11 protein-coding genes are annotated in these 16,950 nt (G+C 68.5%); 1 reads left to right on the top strand and 10 read right to left on the bottom strand.

Translation table 11 applies throughout. From position 1 onward, the window contains the following. From DQP58_RS21745 to glf, 10 genes are all read right to left on the bottom strand, one after another. Window positions 1–3,496: type I polyketide synthase (locus tag DQP58_RS21745; protein ID WP_165827930.1), on the bottom strand; the 3,496-nt coding region annotated here is incomplete at its 3' end. A gap of 91 nt (window positions 3,497–3,587) precedes the next feature. Continuing rightward, the gene (fadD32, locus tag DQP58_RS21740; protein WP_112710258.1) at window positions 3,588–5,486 is read right to left on the bottom strand and encodes a long-chain-fatty-acid--AMP ligase FadD32; all 1,899 of its coding nucleotides are present in this window, start codon (window positions 5,484–5,486) and stop codon (window positions 3,588–3,590) included. A gap of 324 nt (window positions 5,487–5,810) precedes the next feature. Continuing rightward, on the bottom strand, window positions 5,811–6,821 hold the full coding sequence (culp6, locus tag DQP58_RS21735; RefSeq protein WP_112710257.1) for a carboxylesterase Culp6: 1,011 nt from the start codon (window positions 6,819–6,821) through the stop codon (window positions 5,811–5,813). Between the two features lie 99 nt (window positions 6,822–6,920). Further along, window positions 6,921–7,832 carry an esterase family protein gene (locus DQP58_RS21730; protein WP_112710256.1) on the bottom strand — a complete coding sequence of 304 codons (912 nt, stop codon included), beginning with the start codon at window positions 7,830–7,832 and terminating at the stop codon, window positions 6,921–6,923. A gap of 152 nt (window positions 7,833–7,984) precedes the next feature. Further along, complete coding sequence (gene ag85A, locus DQP58_RS21725; protein ID WP_067144410.1) at window positions 7,985–9,028, bottom strand: diacylglycerol acyltransferase/mycolyltransferase Ag85A; 1,044 nt, start codon at window positions 9,026–9,028, stop codon at window positions 7,985–7,987. Window positions 9,029–9,370: 342 nt separating this feature from the next. Then, the gene (gene aftB, locus DQP58_RS21720; protein ID WP_276310527.1) at window positions 9,371–11,344 is read right to left on the bottom strand and encodes a terminal beta-(1->2)-arabinofuranosyltransferase; all 1,974 of its coding nucleotides are present in this window, start codon (window positions 11,342–11,344) and stop codon (window positions 9,371–9,373) included. Beyond that, the gene (locus DQP58_RS21715) at window positions 11,331–12,239 is read right to left on the bottom strand and encodes a decaprenyl-phosphate phosphoribosyltransferase (RefSeq protein ID WP_066873110.1); all 909 of its coding nucleotides are present in this window, start codon (window positions 12,237–12,239) and stop codon (window positions 11,331–11,333) included. Before DQP58_RS21715 ends, aftB begins: the two co-directional genes overlap by 14 nt. Continuing rightward, window positions 12,232–12,768 carry a phosphatase PAP2 family protein gene (locus DQP58_RS21710; RefSeq protein ID WP_205869507.1) on the bottom strand — a complete coding sequence of 179 codons (537 nt, stop codon included), beginning with the start codon at window positions 12,766–12,768 and terminating at the stop codon, window positions 12,232–12,234. The genes DQP58_RS21715 and DQP58_RS21710 overlap by 8 nt, the downstream gene beginning before the upstream one ends. Further along, window positions 12,761–14,647 carry a glycosyltransferase gene (locus DQP58_RS21705; protein ID WP_112710254.1) on the bottom strand — a complete coding sequence of 629 codons (1,887 nt, stop codon included), beginning with the start codon at window positions 14,645–14,647 and terminating at the stop codon, window positions 12,761–12,763. The genes DQP58_RS21710 and DQP58_RS21705 overlap by 8 nt, the downstream gene beginning before the upstream one ends. Beyond that, window positions 14,648–15,856 carry a UDP-galactopyranose mutase gene (gene glf, locus DQP58_RS21700; protein WP_112710253.1) on the bottom strand — a complete coding sequence of 403 codons (1,209 nt, stop codon included), beginning with the start codon at window positions 15,854–15,856 and terminating at the stop codon, window positions 14,648–14,650. It abuts the gene before it with no gap. Between the two features lie 253 nt (window positions 15,857–16,109). Between glf and DQP58_RS21695 the strand changes: the two genes are divergently transcribed. Continuing rightward, on the top strand, window positions 16,110–16,950 hold an 841-nt coding region (locus tag DQP58_RS21695), incomplete at its 3' end, for a PirG (RefSeq protein ID WP_205869506.1).

Here is a 16,950-nt window from a genome sequence, read left to right as displayed (position 1 = left end):
CGTCGATGCGGGCGTGCACCTGGACCGAGGCGCCGCCCGGGTGCCGGGTCATGGTCGTCACCAGCCGCGCGCCCGCGCCGGGCACCGCGCGCTGCTCGGACGCCACCAGCTGCGCGTCCGAAAGGACTTGTTTCGCAGCGGATTTCACCAACGCGGCCAGGTCGGTCTCGCCGTTGCGCGGCGCGTACTCCCAGACGTGGCGCCCGTCCGGCAGCGCGACGTGGGTGCCCGGCATGATCACCGAGCCGTCGCCGGAGAAGTGCACGTCCAGCCAGTGCTCTTTGCGCTTGAACTTGGTCAGCGGGATGTTCGCATAGTCCTCTGGGCCCTGCGCACGGGTGAACAGGGTGCGGATGTCCAGGTCGTGGCCGTGGACGTAGAGCTGGGCCATGGCCGAGATCATCGACTCGACGTCGTCCTGCTTTTTGGCCAGCGTGGGAATCAGTTGGGCGTCATGCAATCCCGCGGCGGCGGTGGTCAGGCCGATCTGCATCAGCGCCACCGGGTTGGGCGCGAGCTCCAGGAAGGTGGTGTGGCCGCTGTCCACGGCGTTGCGCACGCCGTGGGTGAAGTAGACCGAGTGCCGCATTCCCTTGACCCAGTAGGCGACGTCGTGGATCGGCTCGCCGCCGGGCTTGATGTAGCTGCCCTCGTGCACCGTCGAGAAGATGCCGACGGTCGGGCTCATCGGCGCGATGCCCTGCAGCTCCGCGGAGAACTCCCCGAGCAGCGGGTCCATCTGCGAGGTGTGCCCGGCGCCCTTGGTCTGCAGCTTGCGGGCGAAGCGCCCCTCGGCCTCGGCGCGGGCGACGATGGCGTCGATCTGCTCGGGCGGACCGCCGATCACGGTCTGACTGGGCGCGGCGTAGACGCACACCTCCAGGCCGGGGAAGTCGCCGAACACGGTCTTAAGCTCGTCGGCGGAGTACTCGACGAGCGCCATCAGGCGGATGTATTCGCCGAACAGCATGGCCTCGCCCTCGCCCATCAGGTGCGAGCGTGAGGCGATCACGCGGGCCGCGTCGGGCAGCGACAGACCGCCGGCGAAGTAGGCCGACGCGGGCTCGCCGAGCGACTGGCCGATCACCGCAGCGGGTTTGGCGCCGTGGTGCTTGAGCAGCTCGCCCAGCGCGATCTGGATCGCGAAGATGACGACGTTGGAGGTCTCGATGCCGTACTCGTGGGAGTCGTCGAGGATCAGCTCGAGCACCGAGTAGCCGCGCTCGTCCTGGATCAGCGCGTCGACCTTTTCGATCCACTCCGCGAAGACCTCGTTGCGCAGATACAGGTTCTTGCCCATCTTGCGGTGCTGCGCACCGAAACCGGCCATCGCCCAGACCGGACCGCTGGTCACCGGCCCGTCGGTGCTGAACACGTTGGGCTTCTGCTTGCCCTCGGCGACCGCCCGCAGCCCCTTGATGGCCTCTTCGTGGTCGTGGGCCAGCACCACCGCGCGCGAGCGGCCGTGGTTGCGGCGCGACAGCGCCCGGCCGATCGATTCCAGCGACGACGCCTGGCCTTCCGGGCTTTCCATCCAGTCCGCGAGTTCGGCGGCGGCGGCCTTCTTGCGCGACGTCAAAAACCCCGACACCGCGAGCGGGATCAGCGGCTTGGTCGGCTCCGATTCCTCTTGCGCGGCAAGCTCTTCCAGCGCGATCGCTTTGAGGCGCAGCGCCTCGTCGGTGAGGCCGGGCAGCTCGTATTCTTCCTCCACCGCCTCCGAGGCGTCGGGGATGATGTTGCCGAAGTCATCGAACCGCAGCGAGTGGCTTTCCAGCGTGGGCGCCTCGGCCGGGTCCTCGCCGGCGGCCGCCGGCGCGATCACCTCGGCCCGCGGCTCGGGCTCGCGTTCGATCACGTCGCGGGGCAACACCTCGCGCACCACCAGGTGCGCGTTGGCCCCACCGAAGCCGAAGCTGGACACCCCGGCCAGCGCGTAACCGCCGTAGCGCGGCCAATCGCTGGCGGTGTCAACGACTTTCAGGCGCATGCCGTCGAAGTCGATATAGGGGCTCGGGCCGGCGAAGTTGATCGACGGCGGCAGCTTGTCGTGCTGCAGCGCCAGCACCACCTTGGCCAGGCTGGCCGCACCGGCGGCCGACTCCAGGTGTCCCACATTGGTTTTCACCGCGCCCAGCAACGCCGGGCGGTCGGCCGGGCGGCCGCGCCCGACGACGCGGCCCAGCGCCTCGGCCTCGATCGGGTCGCCCAGGACGGTGCCGGTGCCGTGCGCCTCGATGTAGTCGACGGTGCGCGGGTCGATCCCGGCGTCCTTGTAGGCCCGGCGCAGCACCTCGGCCTGGGCGTCCTGGTTGGGGGCGATCAGCCCGTTGGACCGGCCGTCGTGGTTGACCGCGCTGCCGGCGATGACGGCCAGGATCTGGTCGCCGTCGCGGCGGGCGTCGTCGACCCGCTTGAGCACAAACATGCCGCCACCCTCGGAGCGGGTGTAACCGTCGGCGTCCGAGGAGAACGACTTGATCCGGCCGTCGGGAGAAAGCACCGCGCCGATCTCGTCGAATCCGAGCGTCACCAGCGGGGTGAGCAGAGCGTTGACACCGCCGGCGACGGCCACGTCGCACTCGCCGTTGCGCAGCGCCTGCACCGCCTGGTGCGTCGCCACCAGCGAGCTCGAGCAGGCGGTGTCCAGCGCCACCGAGGGACCGCGGAAGTCGTAGAAGTAGGACACCCGGTTGGCGATGATCGAGCTGGCCGTTCCGGTGATCGCGTAGGGGTGCGCGACCGTCGGGTCCGACACCGCCAGGAATTGATAATCGTTGTTGGAGAAGCCGACGTACACGCCGACCGCCTCGCCGCGCAGGCTCGATGCCGGGATGCGGGCATGCTCGAGCGCCTCCCAGGTGAGCTCCAGCGCCATCCGCTGCTGCGGGTCGATGTTGTCGGCCTCGGTCTTGGCGACCGCGAAGAACTCCGAGTCGAAGCCCTTGATGTCCTTCAGGTAGCCGCCCCGGGTGCGCGCGGTGCGGACCCGCTCGGCGATGCGCGGCTCCTCGAGGAATTCCGACCAGCGGCCCTCGGGCAGGTCGGTGATGGCGTCGCGGCCCTCCATCAGGGCCGCCCACGTCTCGTCCGGGGAGTTCATGTCGCCGGGCAGCCGGGTCGCCAGGCCCACGATCGCGATGTCGACGCGCTCGGCCGGGCCGGTGCGGGTCCAGTCCAACTGGTCGTCGGCCGCGGTGTCTATTTCGGGCTCACCCTCGATGATGCGGGTGGCCAGCGATTCGATGGTGGGGTGCTGGAACGCGACCGCGACCGACAGGGTCACCCCGGTCAGGTCCTCGATGTCGGCGGCCATGGCCACCGCGTCGCGCGACGCCAGGCCGAGCTCGACCATCGGCACGGATTCGTCGATCTCGTCGGGGGATCTCCCGACGGCCCGGCCCACCCAGTTGCGCAGCCATGCGCGCATCTCGGGCACGGTTGTTATGCGCCGCTCCTCCGCATCGCCGCGCTCTGCATCGTCGCCGGCGCGCATGTCGGTGCCCTTGGCGGGGGGTGCGGCGGGCGCCTCCCCGCCCTGGGTGTGGTTTTCGGGGTGCTCAGTATCAGCCATGGTCCTCAGAGATTCAGTCAGTGGAGCTGGCGAACGCCGTCGGGGAACCGACGCCGCTTCGCAGACTGCCGTCGAGGTAGGCCGCGCGGCAGGCGCGGTGCCCGATCTTGCCGCTGGAGGTGCGCGGGATCGTGCCCGACTGCACCAGCAGCAGGTCGCGGACCGTCACGCCGTGGCGCACGGCGATGGCGGCCCGGATGTCGTCGGCGATGGGCTGGTAGTCCAGCTTGTGCGAGCCGGCCGCGCGCTCGGCGACGATCACCAGCTGCTCGGAGACGTCGTCGGGGTCGTACTTGATGCCGGTGTGCGGGTTGTCGAAGACTTCCTTCGGCAGCTGGTTGGCCGGCACCGAGAAGGCGGCGACGTAGCCGGTGCGCAGCGCCTTGCTGGCTTCTTGCGCCGAGTACTCGAGGTCCTGCGGGTAGTGGTTGCGGCCGTCGATGATGACCAGGTCCTTGATGCGGCCGGCGATGTAGAGGTGGCCCTTGTGGTAGGTGCCGTAGTCGCCGGTCTTGACCCAGGTGCCGTCGTCCGGGGCGCCCTCGGCGTGCGACTGGCTGATCCGCGACTTGAGGATGTTGCGGAAGACGTCGTTGGTCTCGTCTTCCTTGCCCCAGTAGCCGGTGCCCAGGTTCTTTCCGTGCAGCCAGATCTCGCCGATCTGGCCGTCCGGCAGCTCGCTCGCGGTCTCCGGGTCGACGATGACGGCCCATTCGTCGACGCCGATGATGCCGGCGGAGACCTGCGGAACGGCCTTGGGTGAATCGGCGGGCACCTCGACGAAGCGCTGCTTGTTCAGCTCGTCACGGTCGACGTGGATGACCGTCGGCGCCTCGTCCATCGGCGTGGTGGAGACGAACAGCGTCGCCTCGGCCAGGCCGTAGGACGGCTTGATCGCGGTCTCCCGCAGGCCGTACGGCGCGAACGCCTCGTAGAACTTGCGCATCGACGCCGGGGACACCGGCTCGCTGCCGTTGAGGATGGCCTTGACGTTGCTCAGGTCCAGCGGCGGCTCGCCCTCCTTGGGCACCCCGCGCACCGCCGCGTGCTCGAACGCGAAGTTCGGCGCGACGGTGAAGACCTCGCTGTCGGGATCGTCCTCGGGCTTGCGGGCCATCTCCCGGATCCACCGACCCGGCCGGCGTACGAAGGCGGCCGGCGTCATGAAGGTGAAGTTGTGGCCCAGCACCGGCGAGAGCAGCGCGGTGATCAGGCCCATGTCGTGGAAGAACGGCAGCCAGGACAGGCCGCGGTCGCCCTCCTTGCCTTCCAGCCCGTTGAGTACCTGCAACACGTTGGTGGGCAGGTTGAGGTGGGTGATCTGCACGCCGGTCGGGGTCCGGGTGGAGCCGGAGGTGTACTGCAGGTAGGCGATGGTCTCCTCGTCGGCCTCCGGCGGCTCCCACGTCGCGGCGACCTCGTTGGGGACGGCGTCGACGGCGATGACGCGGGGCCGCTCCTTGGCCGACCGGGCGCGGATGAACTTGCGGACGCCCTCGGCGGCGTCGGTGGTGGTCAGGATCGTCGAGGGGGTGCAGTCGTCGAGGACGGCGTGCAGGCGCCCGACGTGACCCGGCTCGGCGGGGTCGAACAACGGGACCGCGATCCGGCCGGCGTACAGGGCGCCGAAGAACGCGATCAGGTAGTCGAGGTTCTGCGGGCAGAGCACGGCGATGCGGTCGCCCGGCTGGGTGACCTGCTGCAGGCGGGCGCCCACGGCCCGGTTGCGGGCGCTGAAGTCACGCCACACGATGTCGCGGTATTCACCGTCGCGTTCGGTAGAGAAGTCGACGAACCGGTAGGCGAGCTTGTCGCCCCGCACCCTCGCCCATTTCTCAACGTGCTTGACCAAGTTGGTGTTGTCCGGGAACTTGATCTTTCCATTCACGATGAACGGGTTGTGGTAGGGCATTGCGCTCTCCTCGCACCTGTCTTCGGTCGGCTCGGCCGACGCTTGTTCCTTGGTCGGCTCCGCCGACGGCTTCGTTCTTCGGCCGGCGTGAGCCGACGGTTACATGTCTACGCACGCGCGCCGGACCTTGCACGACACCCCGTGGGGAACGCCGGCCATGTGCCAGCCCAGCCAGCATCGACCCCGGTTGGGTGCGCGACGAAGGTCCGATAGCTCTTAAATTCTTCTTAATGTTACGGGCCTGCCTACGGCAGACCAAATCACAAGGTACCGCTGTTCGCTAGCGTCAACCGCCACCTGAGGCTTGTGTCCCACCGCCGTTGATCATCCGTGTTTTGGTTGTGGCGCATTTGCGATCAGACCGTGAGCCCAGTTCAGCGTCCAGTCGGTTGCCGGCGCTCCGTCGATGCTCCAGCACTGCGTCGTGGCGTACAGGGCGTGCACCGGCTGACCGGCCCCGCCGGCCAAGGTGTTCAGCGTGGTCGGCAGGTTGGCGATGCTGAAAGCTTCCTCTGGAGCTGCGCAGATCAGGTCGCCGGGCGCGCAGATCTCATTCGTCTTGTCGTTGAGGTCGCCGAAACCACCCGGGCGCGCGCCGGTCATGGTCAGGCCCATCCCGGACAGGATGGGCACCTCGTGCAGGGTGACCTCGGCGCCCTGCCCCGGCGGGTTGGGGCCGATGTCGTTGCCGACGCCGATCTGGCGGCGACCGTCAGCGATCAACGTCACACCGAGCACCAGGTCGTCGTCGACGGGTCCGCGGCCGTTGCCGATATCGCTGGCGATGTCGCCCACGATCACCGCGCCCTGCGAAAAGCCCATCAGCACGTAACTCGTCAGCGGGCACTTGGTGTTCATGTCGGTCATCGCCTGAACGGTCGCGCGGGTGCCCTCGGCGCGGCTGGCGTTGTAGGACATCTGGGTGTCGCCGCTCAGCGGGTTGTGGAACTGCGCGGTGTACGGGGTGGTGTAGGCCTGCAGCCGCGACGACGGGAACTGCTGGGTGAGGCTGGCGGTCGCCTTGTGCAGCAACGCGTTGGGGAATTGCGTCGGATTGCCGGGATCATCCGCAACCGCCGACTCCCACGTGCCGGGCACGTTGACCAACAACACATCGGGGCACGACGCGTCCTGCGAGGCGGGCCGCGGCTTGTGCGGGTGCGTCGTGGTCGACGACGGAGGCAGCACCCCGGTCGGCACCGCGCTGGGCTCGGAGTTGTGGCCACGCAGCAGGGTGACAGCGGCCAGGATGCCCAACAGGACGACGGCGGCGACGGACAGGGCGGCGATCCAAGCGAGGGTGCGTTGGCGCTTACGCCGCGCGCTTTTAGCCATGTTCTCCTGCCAGCAGAGTCGGTGGATCGCAGCTACGCGGTCCTCCCGACCCCTGCTGCACCCCCTACACGGTACCGGCTTGGCCGAGTGGGCCAGTCGCTAGCGGATGGCGCCGACGATGTCGCCCGACATGGCGCCGAGCTGCCCCGACCACGAGCCCCAGTCGTTGCCGCCGCCGCCGGGGAAGTCGAAGTGGCCGTTGTGTCCGCCGTTGCTGCGGTACTGCTGATAGAACTCCCGGGAACTGCCCATCGCCGCGCCCGCCTGGCCGATCATGGCGGCGTCGTCGCCGCCCATGTTGGTCGGGCTCCACACCCACACGCGGGTGTTGTTCTGCGCCAGCAGTGAGGCGTGCACGTAGGGGTCGTGCCACTTCCAGCGGCCCAGCTGCGGGGCGCCCCACATGCCGTTGCCGTCGATGCCGCCGAACTGCTGCAGGCCGGCCAGGATGGCGCCGTTGTAGTTGGTGCTCGACGGGTAGAGGAACCCGGACAGCGATCCGGCGAACCCGAAGCGGTCGGGATGGAAGGCGGCCAGCGCCATCGCGCCGTACCCGCCCTGCGAGGCGCCGACGGCGGCGTGACCGCCGGGGGCGAGGCCCTTGTTGGCGGCCAGCCAGTCGGGCAGCTCGCTGGACAGGAAGGTGTCCCACTGCTTGCTGCCGTCCTGCTCCCAGTTGGTGTACATGCTCCACGCGCCGCCGGCCGGGGCCACCACCGAGATGCCCTTGCCGCCGAGGGTGTTCATCGCGTTACCGGCGGTCACCCAGTTGCTCACGTCCGGGGCCGCGTTGAAGGCGTCCAGCAGGTAGACCGCGTGCGGGCCACCGGCGAGGAAGGCCACCGGGATGTCACGGCCCATCGCCGCCGACGGAACCATCAGGCTTTCGTAGCCCGCCGCGCGGGCCTTGCCGACGGTCGCGGCGGGCTGCGGCGCGAAGGCCAACCCGACCGCTAGTACGGCTATGCAGAACAACCGCAGCAGCGCTGACATACCCCGCCCGACCGTCATGTCCACCCTCCATCGTCTAGTCGCTGAAAGCACATTAGCCAGCGCCTTTAGTTCCCCCGCCCGCGGGGTAGTGAAACACGTCACAGGGCGCAAACGACTAACGGCGGAAACCCCGAAGGGTTCCCGCCGCTCGTCGTCGCGCTTGGCGTCGTCTAGGTGCCCTGGCCGTTTCCGGCGTTGGTCGCGGCGGCCGTGGCCGGACCCGCACCCGGGGTGGCGCCCAGCACCGACTGCAGATCAGGCTTCATCGCCTGCAGCTGCGCGCCCCAGTAGGGCCAGTCGTGGGTGCCGTTGGCGTCGAAGTTCCACACCGCGTTGTGGCCACCGGCCCCGTTGTAGGCGTCCTGGAACTTCAGGTTGGAAGTCCGCACGAAGCCCTCGAGGAACTTGGCGGGCAGGTTGTCGCCACCGAGGTCGGACGGCTTGCCGTTACCGCAGTACACCCAGATGCGGGTGTTGTTGGCGACCAGCTTGCCTACCTGCAGCGACGGGTCGTTGCGCGCCCACGCCGGGTCTTCCTTCGGACCCCACATGTCGGCGGCCTTGTAGCCACCGGCGTCACCCATGGCCAGGCCGATCAGCGACGGGCCCATGCCCTGCGACGGGTCCAGCAGCGCCGACAGCGAGCCGGCGTAAATGAACTGCTGCGGGTGGTAGGCGGCCAGGATCAGCGCGGACGAACCGGCCATCGAGAGGCCGACCACGGCGCTGCCGGTCGACTTGACCTGCTTCTGGCTCTCCAGATACGCCGGCAGCTCGCTGGTCAGGAAGGTCTCCCACTTGTAGGTGACGCAGCCGGCCTTGCCGCAGGCGGGCTTGTACCAGTCGGAGTAGAAGCTGGACTGACCACCGACGGGCATGACCGTCGAGATGCCCGACTGGTTGTACCACTCGAACGCCGGGGTGTTGATGTCCCAGCCGTTGAAGTCGTCCTGCGCACGCATACCGTCGAGCAGGTACAACGCCGGGGAGTTCGGGCCACCGCTTTGGAACTGGATCTTGATGTCGCGGCCCATCCCGGCGGACGGAACCTGCAGGTACTCCACCGGCAGACCCGGGCGCGAGAAGGCCCCGGCGGTCGCCGAGCCTCCGACGGCGCCAATCAGGCCCGAGAGCAGCGCCGCACCAGCGGCCGCCACGACGAGCCGGCGCGGCATACCCGCCACGGCGCCGCGCAATCTGTCGACAAGCGTCATCCTTGCTTCCTCATCCTTCTTGCGGCCTCTCGGCGCATTCCACCGATCGGGCGCTTCTTGCTTGATTGGATCGAACCTGCCAGCGCACAGGCGCGGCAGTGCTCGTGTAGTCAACCACACCTTATGGCGTTCGGTCGCATCGAGGCGGCGGCGCCGACCGCCGAGCGACCCTCCTACCCAGCGGTTTTCAACTAAAACATGTGTCTAAGAGGCGCGCTTTCAACATGTGCTTGATCGTCATTGCGGGCTGGTGAGAGGCCAATTGTGATGTTGCTGGCATTTTTTCGCGACGGGCGGGATGTGATTTGTTCGGGATGTACCGAAATTTCTTCTGCGCGACGCTTACTCGCGCGGTGGAGGCGGTGCCTCCGGGGGTATCGGCAGCCCGCATCGCGCCAGTTCGTAGCGCGGCACCCGATCGATCCGATATCCGGTGAAACGGAAGGAATTAACCAGGTTGGACAGGAATCGGTGCGGGGTCATCGGGGCGCGCACCGAGCTGAGCACCGCCTTCGTGTCGGGGCACTGCAGCGCCGCGACGGCCTCTGCGACCCACTGCGCATCCAGGTAGCCCGGAATCCCCGGCGGCACCTTCACCCAGGGGCCGTCAGCGATCACCCAGTCGGGAAACAGGTTCTTGTCGTGCCCGATGCGGCCGTGCTTGAGCCGTTCCGTGTGCTGCGCAAGCGGATTCGCCAAACCGATCTGGTCGATGACCCGGACGTCGAGCCCGACGTTCATGCCCACCATGCCGAGGTTGGTGAAAAACACGGCGTGCTGCGGTTTTTGCGGCGACTTGTCACCGGGCGCCGGCTGAGCCTGCGGCACCAGGTCCCATTGGATGTAGTTGCCCGACGGCAGCAGTAACGCGCCGTCGGGAGTGTTGTTGAGGGCGGTCAGGATGGCTGCCATCCGCGGGTAACCCAGGTAATCCGTGGCGGTCAGCGGATGCGCGTGACCGGTGGCCTGGGCATAGAAGCGGCGCTCGTCGACGATCCCGGAATAGGTGACGTGGGTGGCGTCGTCGCCCATACCCGGCGAATTCGCCGCCCACAGCGCCCATCCGGCCAGCCCCAGCCACAGCGCGGCGGCGGCGCCGGCGACCCAGTTACCGGTCTCCCGCGAATAGTCCTGGCCGTCGGGGATGGCGATCGGGACGACGGCGACGGGAGCCAGCAGGCAGAACAGCGGCGCCAGCAGCACCCGGGCGTGCATGAAGTCGCCGCCTTGCCGGATCCAGTAGAGGGCCTGCAGCAGACCGCTGACCAGCACCCACGCCACCACCGCCGGCGGGCTGTGCACGGCGCGGGCCAGGCGGCCGTAGTCGGGCGCTAGCACGGGGCGCAGAAACGACGGCCGGCGTCGCGCGGCGAATAGCAGCGCCCCCAACGGCACCAGCAGGACCAGGGGGATCCACACCGCGTACGGCGCGTCGAAGTTGAACAGGTAGATCATGCCCTGCGACCACTTGTCCCCGGCCGCGTCCTTGGCCAGCGCGGTGCCGGGCACCAGCAGGCCGTAATAGCCCATCCGGAAGATCTCGTAGGCGACCGGGACGAAGCCCCCGGCCACCACGACCAATGCGCGGCGGCGCCAGGTCCGGGCCGCGATCAGCATCATGATCAGCGCCAGGCCGCCCATGAGGGCCAGCTCCGGGCGCACCAGCACGCTGAACCCGGCGACGAAGGCCAGCGCGCCGGCGAACACCTTGTTGTCCGCGCGGTTGCGCACCGGCTGGGCCCAGCAGACCATCATCCACCAGAGCAACCCGAGGTAGGCCAGGGCCAGGCCGCTCTCCAGCCCGGAGGTGGCGAAGTCCCGGGCGGGCGGCAGCGCGATGTAGACGAGCGCACCGGCGGGCAACATGATGGCCTTGCGGCCGCGCAGGCTCGGCGCGTACAACCGCGCGGCGCCCAGCATCAGCAGCGCGACGCCCGCCACCGAAAGCACCAGCGCCAGCGCGAGCGCCACGTATTCCATGCGCAACGGGCCGCCGACCCAGCTCGCCACGTACATCAGGTAGGTCCAGGCGGTGGAGGTGTTGGCCTCCACCCGCTCACCCTGGTTGAACACCGGTCCGTTGCCGGCCAGCAGATTGCGCACGGTGCGCAACACGATGAGGCCGTCGTCGGCGATCCACCGGCGCTGCCAGCTCCCCCAGCCGAACAGCACGGCGACCACCGCCACGCTGATCCACAGGCTGACCCGCACCATGGTGGTGTACGGAAACACGGGCCAGCCGGGCCGCCTGAGCACCGGCCGGCTGCGCATCATGCGCGCTTTGAGAGCCTGCAGTTCGGGGCTAACCGAAGGCAACGGCGGCTCCGACTGTCGCGATCCACGCCAGGAACAGCAGCTGCAGCACCCGGTCCCGCAGCGCGATGTCTTCGGGTTCACCGGCCAGCCCGCCGTCGACGTCGACCGCGTAGCGCAGGATCGCGATGGTGAACGGGACCAGCGACACCGCGTACCAGGACCCCGAGTGGTGGTCTCGCTCGAATGCCCACAGGCCGTAGCAGATCACCACCGCGGTAGCCGACATCGTCCAGACGAATCGCAGATAGGTGCTGGTGTAGCTCTCCAGCGACTTGCGGATCTTGGCACCGGTGCGCTCGGCGACCTGCAGCTCGGCGTAGCGCTTGCCGGCCACCATGAACAGCGACGCGAACGCGGCCGACAGCAGGAACCATTGGGACAGTGGGATTTCCGTCGCGACGCCGCCGGCGATGGCGCGCAGCAGGTATGCCGACGACACGATGCAAATGTCAAGCACCGCTTGGTGTTTGAGGCCGAAGCAATATGCTAGCTGCATGGCGAGGTAGATGGCCATCACCAGCGCGAGGTTCGGCGTCACCAGCCATGCGATGCCCAGCGAGGCCGCACCCAGCAGCACCGCCAGGAGGTAGGCCAGCCACTCGGGCACCACGCCCGCCGCGATCGGGCGGAATCTCTTGGTGGGGTGCTCGCGATCGGCCTCGACGTCGCGGACGTCGTTCACCAGATACACCGACGACGCCCCCAGGCTGAACACCACGAACGCCAGCCCCACCTGGGTGAGCATCTGTCCGTAGTCGTACCGGATGCCGCTGCCCAGCCCGGCCACCGGTGCGGCTAGCACCAACACGTTCTTCACCCACTGGCGGGGCCGGATCGCCTTGATCACCCCGGTGATCAGGTTGCCCGGCGGCCGGGTCACGACGTCCTCACTCATCCAGCCAAACCTCTCGTGCACGGCGCGCGACCGCCGCAACGACGGCGCCCAGGGCGATGCCGAAGGCCACGTCGCTGGGGTAGTGCACGCCCAGCAGCATCCGCGACAAGGCCATCGGGGGCACCAGGACCGCGGGCAGCGGCAGGCCGGTGGTCCGGCCCATCAGGATGGCCGCGGCGGTGGTCGAAGTGGCATGCGCGGACGGGAAACTCAGCTGGCTGGGCGTGCCGACGTTCACCGCGACGGCGGGATCATGCGGCCGCTTGCGGCGCACGATCCGCTTGACGACGACGGCGGCGGCGTGCGCGGCGAATGCGCCGGCCCCGGCCACCAGCCAGTCGCGGCGCCGCTTCGGTGACAGCAGCGCGCCGAGCGCGGCGACGACCACCCAGCCCAGACTGTGCTCGCCGAAATGGGACAGCGCTCGGGCCGTGGGCAGCGCCCCGGGACGATCGCTCAGCGCCGCCTGGACGGCGACCAGCGCGGCCACCTCGCCGCGCGGCGCCTGTGCAGCGGCGGCCTCATGCATGTTCTGCAGCTGGCAGCAACGCCGTCTCCCACTTCTGCTTGCTGGACAACACCGGCAGGGCGTCGCGGTATACCCGGCGCATCTCGTCGAAGCGGCTGAGTAACTGACGCTGACGGCGCAGCGATGCGAACAAGAGCGAGAACATCTTTCGCCGGTCCCGCTGCCGGTAGACCACGCCACAGCCGTCCGCCGTGGTGACCGTCACGCCGTCGACCGTGCACAACCGGAACCAGCGCGCATCCTGGGTGGGCACGTTGAACTCGGGCCGGATGTGGGATTCGGTGTCGGCCTTGGTCATGTTGTGCAGGATGCCGCGGGCCAGCCGGTAGCTGATCGAGACCGGGTTCACCGGCGGCTTCATCGCCTTGGTCTTGTATGACGGCGCCGGCAATTCGCTGGCCGCCGGCAGCACGACGGCGTCCGGGTATTCCTTGCGCAGCCGATGCACTTCCGGCAGACCCGATTCCAGGATCGAGAAGATGTGCTCCGGGCCGGCGAGGAAGTCGTCGATGGCCCTGTTCTGAATGGCGACGGTCGAATACTCAAGGCACGCAAGGTGTTTCAGGGTAGCCTTGAGGTGGCTGCGAACCAGGCCGGTGATGTCACCCTCCCAGTGCAGCGCCGCCACCACCAACCGGTTACGCAGGTGGAAGTAGGCCTGCCAGTCGATGGCGTCGTCCTTGTCGCTCCAGGCCATGTGCCAGATCGCGGCGCCGGGCAGCGTGACCGTCGGATAGCCGTGCTCGCCGGCGCGCAGACCGTATTCGGCGTCGTCCCACTTGATGAACAGCGGCAGGGGCTGGCCCAGCTCCTCGGCGACCTGGCGCGGAATCATGCACGTCCACCAGCCATTGAAGTCGACGTCGATGCGCCGGTGCAGCAGCGCGCTGCGATCGTTCTTGTCGTTCAACGGGAACTTGGCGAAGTCGTGGTCGTACTCGGCGTGCGGCGCGGCGGTCCACATGAAGTTCGCCTGGTTGACCACCTCACCCATGATGTGCAGGTGTGAGGGCTCCTGCAGGTTGAGCATCTGCCCGCCGATCAGCATGGGCGTCTTGGCGAACCGGTTGAGCGCCAGCACCCGCAGGATCGTGTCCGGCTCGATGCGGATGTCGTCGTCCATGAACAGGATCTGTTGGCAGTCGGTGTTTTTCAACGCCTCGTACATCACCCGGCTGTAACCGCCGGAGCCGCCGAGGTTGGGCTGGTCGTGGATGGACAGCCGGCTGCCCAGGCCCGCGGCCGCTGCGGCGAAGTCCGGATGGTCGCGCACCTTGCGGGTGCCCTGGTCGGGGACGATGACCGCGCCGATCACCTCGTCCACCAAGGGGTCCGCGGTGAGGTCGGCCAGCGCGTTGACGCAGTCGGCGGGGCGGTTGAAGGTGGGGATGCCGACGGCGATGTTGGCCGTGCCCGGCGCGGGCTCGGTCGCGTACCAGCCGCCGCTGATGAGGTTGACCGCGGTGTCGGTCGTGATGTCGAACCAGATCCAGCCGCCGTCCTCGAACGGCCGCAGCGCCACCTCGATCTCGACGACGGCCGGCTGCTCGTCGGTGCCGACGAATTGGCGGCCCTGCACCGAGATTCGCACCCCGGTGGCCTTGGTGCGGTAGACGTCGACGCGTCCGGTTCCCGTCAACTCGACCCGCAGCACCACGGACTGACAGATCGACCAGCGCCGCCAGTAGCTGGCCGGGAACGCGTTGAAGTAGGTGGCGAACGACACCTCGGACTCTTTGCCGATCTCCAGCGACGTACGGCTGGTCGCGTGTGCGCGCCGGGCGTTGGTCGTCGACTCCTCCAGGTAGAGCTTGCGCACGTCGAGCGGCTCGCCGGGACGCGGCAGGATGATCCGGGACAGCAGGCTCACGGCGGACATTTAGCGCGCGCCTTCCTCTTTGTTCTGGGCTTCGGTCAGGGATGCGCCGTCGCGCAGGTGCGGCGCGAGAACGTTGTCGTACATGTTCAAGGCGCTGGCGATGGCCATGTGCATATCCAGGTATTGGTAGGTGCCCAGCCGGCCGCCGAACAGCACCTTCGACGACGCGGTCTCGGCCTTCGCCCTGGCCCGGTAGGCGGCCAGCAGGGCGCGGTCGGACTCGGTGTTGATCGGGTAGTAGGGCTCGTCGTCGTCCTCGGCGAAGCGCGAGTACTCCCGCATGATCACGGTCTTGTCGGGCGGATAGTCGCGCTCGGTGTGGAAGTGACGGAACTCGTGGATGCGGGTGTAGGGCACGTCGGGGTCGTTGTAGTTCATCACCGGTGTGCCCTGGAAGTCCCCAGTGGGCAGCACTTCCAGCTCGAAATCCAGCGTGCGCCAGCCCAGCCGGCCCTCGGCGTAGTCGAAGTAGCGGTCCAGCGGCCCGGTGTAGACGACCGGCGCGTCGGGGCTGTCCGCGCGCAGTCGGTCGCGCACGTCGAACCAGTCGGTGTTCAGCCTGACCTCGATGCGGTCGTCGGCGGCCATGTTGCGCAGCCAGGCCGTGTAGCCGTCGACGGGCAGCCCCTCGTAGGTGTCGGAAAAGTAGCGGTTGTCGAAGGTGTAGCGCACCGGCAGCCGGGTGATGTTGGCGGCCGGCAGCTCTTTGGGGTCGGTCTGCCACTGCTTGGCGGTGTAGCCCTTGACGAAGGCCTCGTAGAGCGGGCGGCCGATCAGCGAGATCGCCTTCTCCTCGAGGTTCTGCGCGTCGGCCGTGTCGATCTCGGCGGCCTGCTCGGCGATGAGCCGGCGCGCCTCGTCGGGGGTGAAGTACTTGCCGAAGAACTGCGACACCAGGCCCAGGCCCATCGGGAACTGGTACGCCTGCCCGTTGTGCATCGCGAAGACCCGGTGGCGGTAGTCGGTGAACTCGGTGAACTGCCGCACGTAGTCCCACACCCTCTTGTTGGAGGTGTGGAACAGGTGGGCGCCGTACTTGTGCACCTCGATGCCGGTGGTCGGCTCGGCTTCTGAGTAGGCGTTGCCACCGATGTGCGGGCGGCGGTCCACGACAAGGACGCGCTTCCCGAGCTGGGTAGCCACGCGCTCGGCAATGGTCAGTCCGAAGAATCCAGAGCCGACGACGAAAAGATCGAAACGAGCGGTCATCGGTTGCTTAGGGTATCCGACCGCGTGGCCCTAACCCATTTGGCGAGGCCATGCGGCGGGCTCGGTCCTATGACGACGGCCGTTGCGGCGCCGCCGATCCGCGATCACAGTCGGGGTCGCAATTGCCTCACGATTCAATATCACCACTCTAGTAACAGGTTCACCACTCGTACCATCGACTTTGTGTGATTCCCACCAGCTAGGACCGGCGGGACGCGCCGACACAACACACAGTCAGATAGAGGAGACTTCCGTGCCGAACCGACGCCGACGCAAGCTCTCAACAGCCATGAGCGCGGTTGCCGCCCTGGCAGTGGCGAGTCCTTGCGCATACTTCCTTGTCTACGAGTCGACCGCCGGCACCAAGGCGCCCGAGCATCACGAGTTCAAGCAGGCCGCGGTGATGAGCGACCTGCCCGGTGAGCTGATGGGCGCCCTGTCGCAGGGGCTGTCGCAATTCGGGATCAACATGCCGCCGATACCCGCGTTGAACGGGGGCGCGACCGGCACGCCGGGTCTCGCCAGCCCCGGCCTGGGCACTCCGGGCCTCGGGACCCCCGGACTGGGCACGACGGGCCTGACCAATCCGGCCGCGACCAGCCCCGGCCTGGCCAGCCCCGGCTTGACCAGTCCCGGTCTGGCCAGCCCCGGCCTGACGAGCCCGGGCCTGACGAGCCCCGGGGCGGCGCCGTTGACGCCAGGGCTCACCGCCCCCGGCGCGTTGCCCACCACCCCCGGTGGCGGTGTCGCGACTCCGGGTGCCGGGCTCAACCCGGCGCTGTCCAATCCCGGACTGACCAGCCCGGCCGGAGTCTCGCCGGGCCTGGGTGGGCCGGCGCTGTCGCCGAGCGAGGTGCCGATCGACTCCGGGGCCGGGTTGGACCCGGGCGCCGGTGGCACCTACCCGATCCTGGGCGACCCGTCGACGTTCGGTAACGCGTCGCCGATCGGCGGCGGTACCGGCCTGGGCGGCGGATCGGGCACCGGCGGTGCCAGTGGCGGTCTGGTCAACGACGTGATGCAAGCCGCCAACCAGCTGGGTGCCGGCCAGGCGATCGACCTGCTCAAGGGCCTGGTCATGCCGGCCATCACGC

Origin of the sequence: Mycobacterium colombiense, from assembly GCF_003284975.1 — a bacterium.
Lineage (GTDB): Bacteria > Actinomycetota > Actinomycetes > Mycobacteriales > Mycobacteriaceae > Mycobacterium > Mycobacterium europaeum_A.
The sequence above is the reverse complement of the archived record's forward strand: the minus strand, read 5'-3'. Positions and strand labels throughout refer to the sequence as shown.

Bases quoted from the DNA above. Each gene is read 5' to 3' on its own strand.
- culp6 (WP_112710257.1), bottom strand. From the start codon at position 6,821: ATGGCTAAAAGCGCGCGGCGTAAGCGCCAACGCACCCTCGCTTGGATC.
- DQP58_RS21715 (WP_066873110.1), bottom strand. From the start codon at position 12,239: ATGAGTGAGGACGTCGTGACCCGGCCGCCGGGCAACCTGATCACCGGG.
- DQP58_RS21705 (WP_112710254.1), bottom strand. From the start codon at position 14,647: ATGTCCGCCGTGAGCCTGCTGTCCCGGATCATCCTGCCGCGTCCCGGC.
- glf (WP_112710253.1), bottom strand. From the start codon at position 15,856: ATGACCGCTCGTTTCGATCTTTTCGTCGTCGGCTCTGGATTCTTCGGA.
- fadD32 (WP_112710258.1), bottom strand. From the start codon at position 5,486: ATGCCCTACCACAACCCGTTCATCGTGAATGGAAAGATCAAGTTCCCG.
- ag85A (WP_067144410.1), bottom strand. From the start codon at position 9,028: ATGACGCTTGTCGACAGATTGCGCGGCGCCGTGGCGGGTATGCCGCGC.
- DQP58_RS21710 (WP_205869507.1), bottom strand. From the start codon at position 12,768: ATGCATGAGGCCGCCGCTGCACAGGCGCCGCGCGGCGAGGTGGCCGCG.
- DQP58_RS21730 (WP_112710256.1), bottom strand. From the start codon at position 7,832: ATGACGGTCGGGCGGGGTATGTCAGCGCTGCTGCGGTTGTTCTGCATA.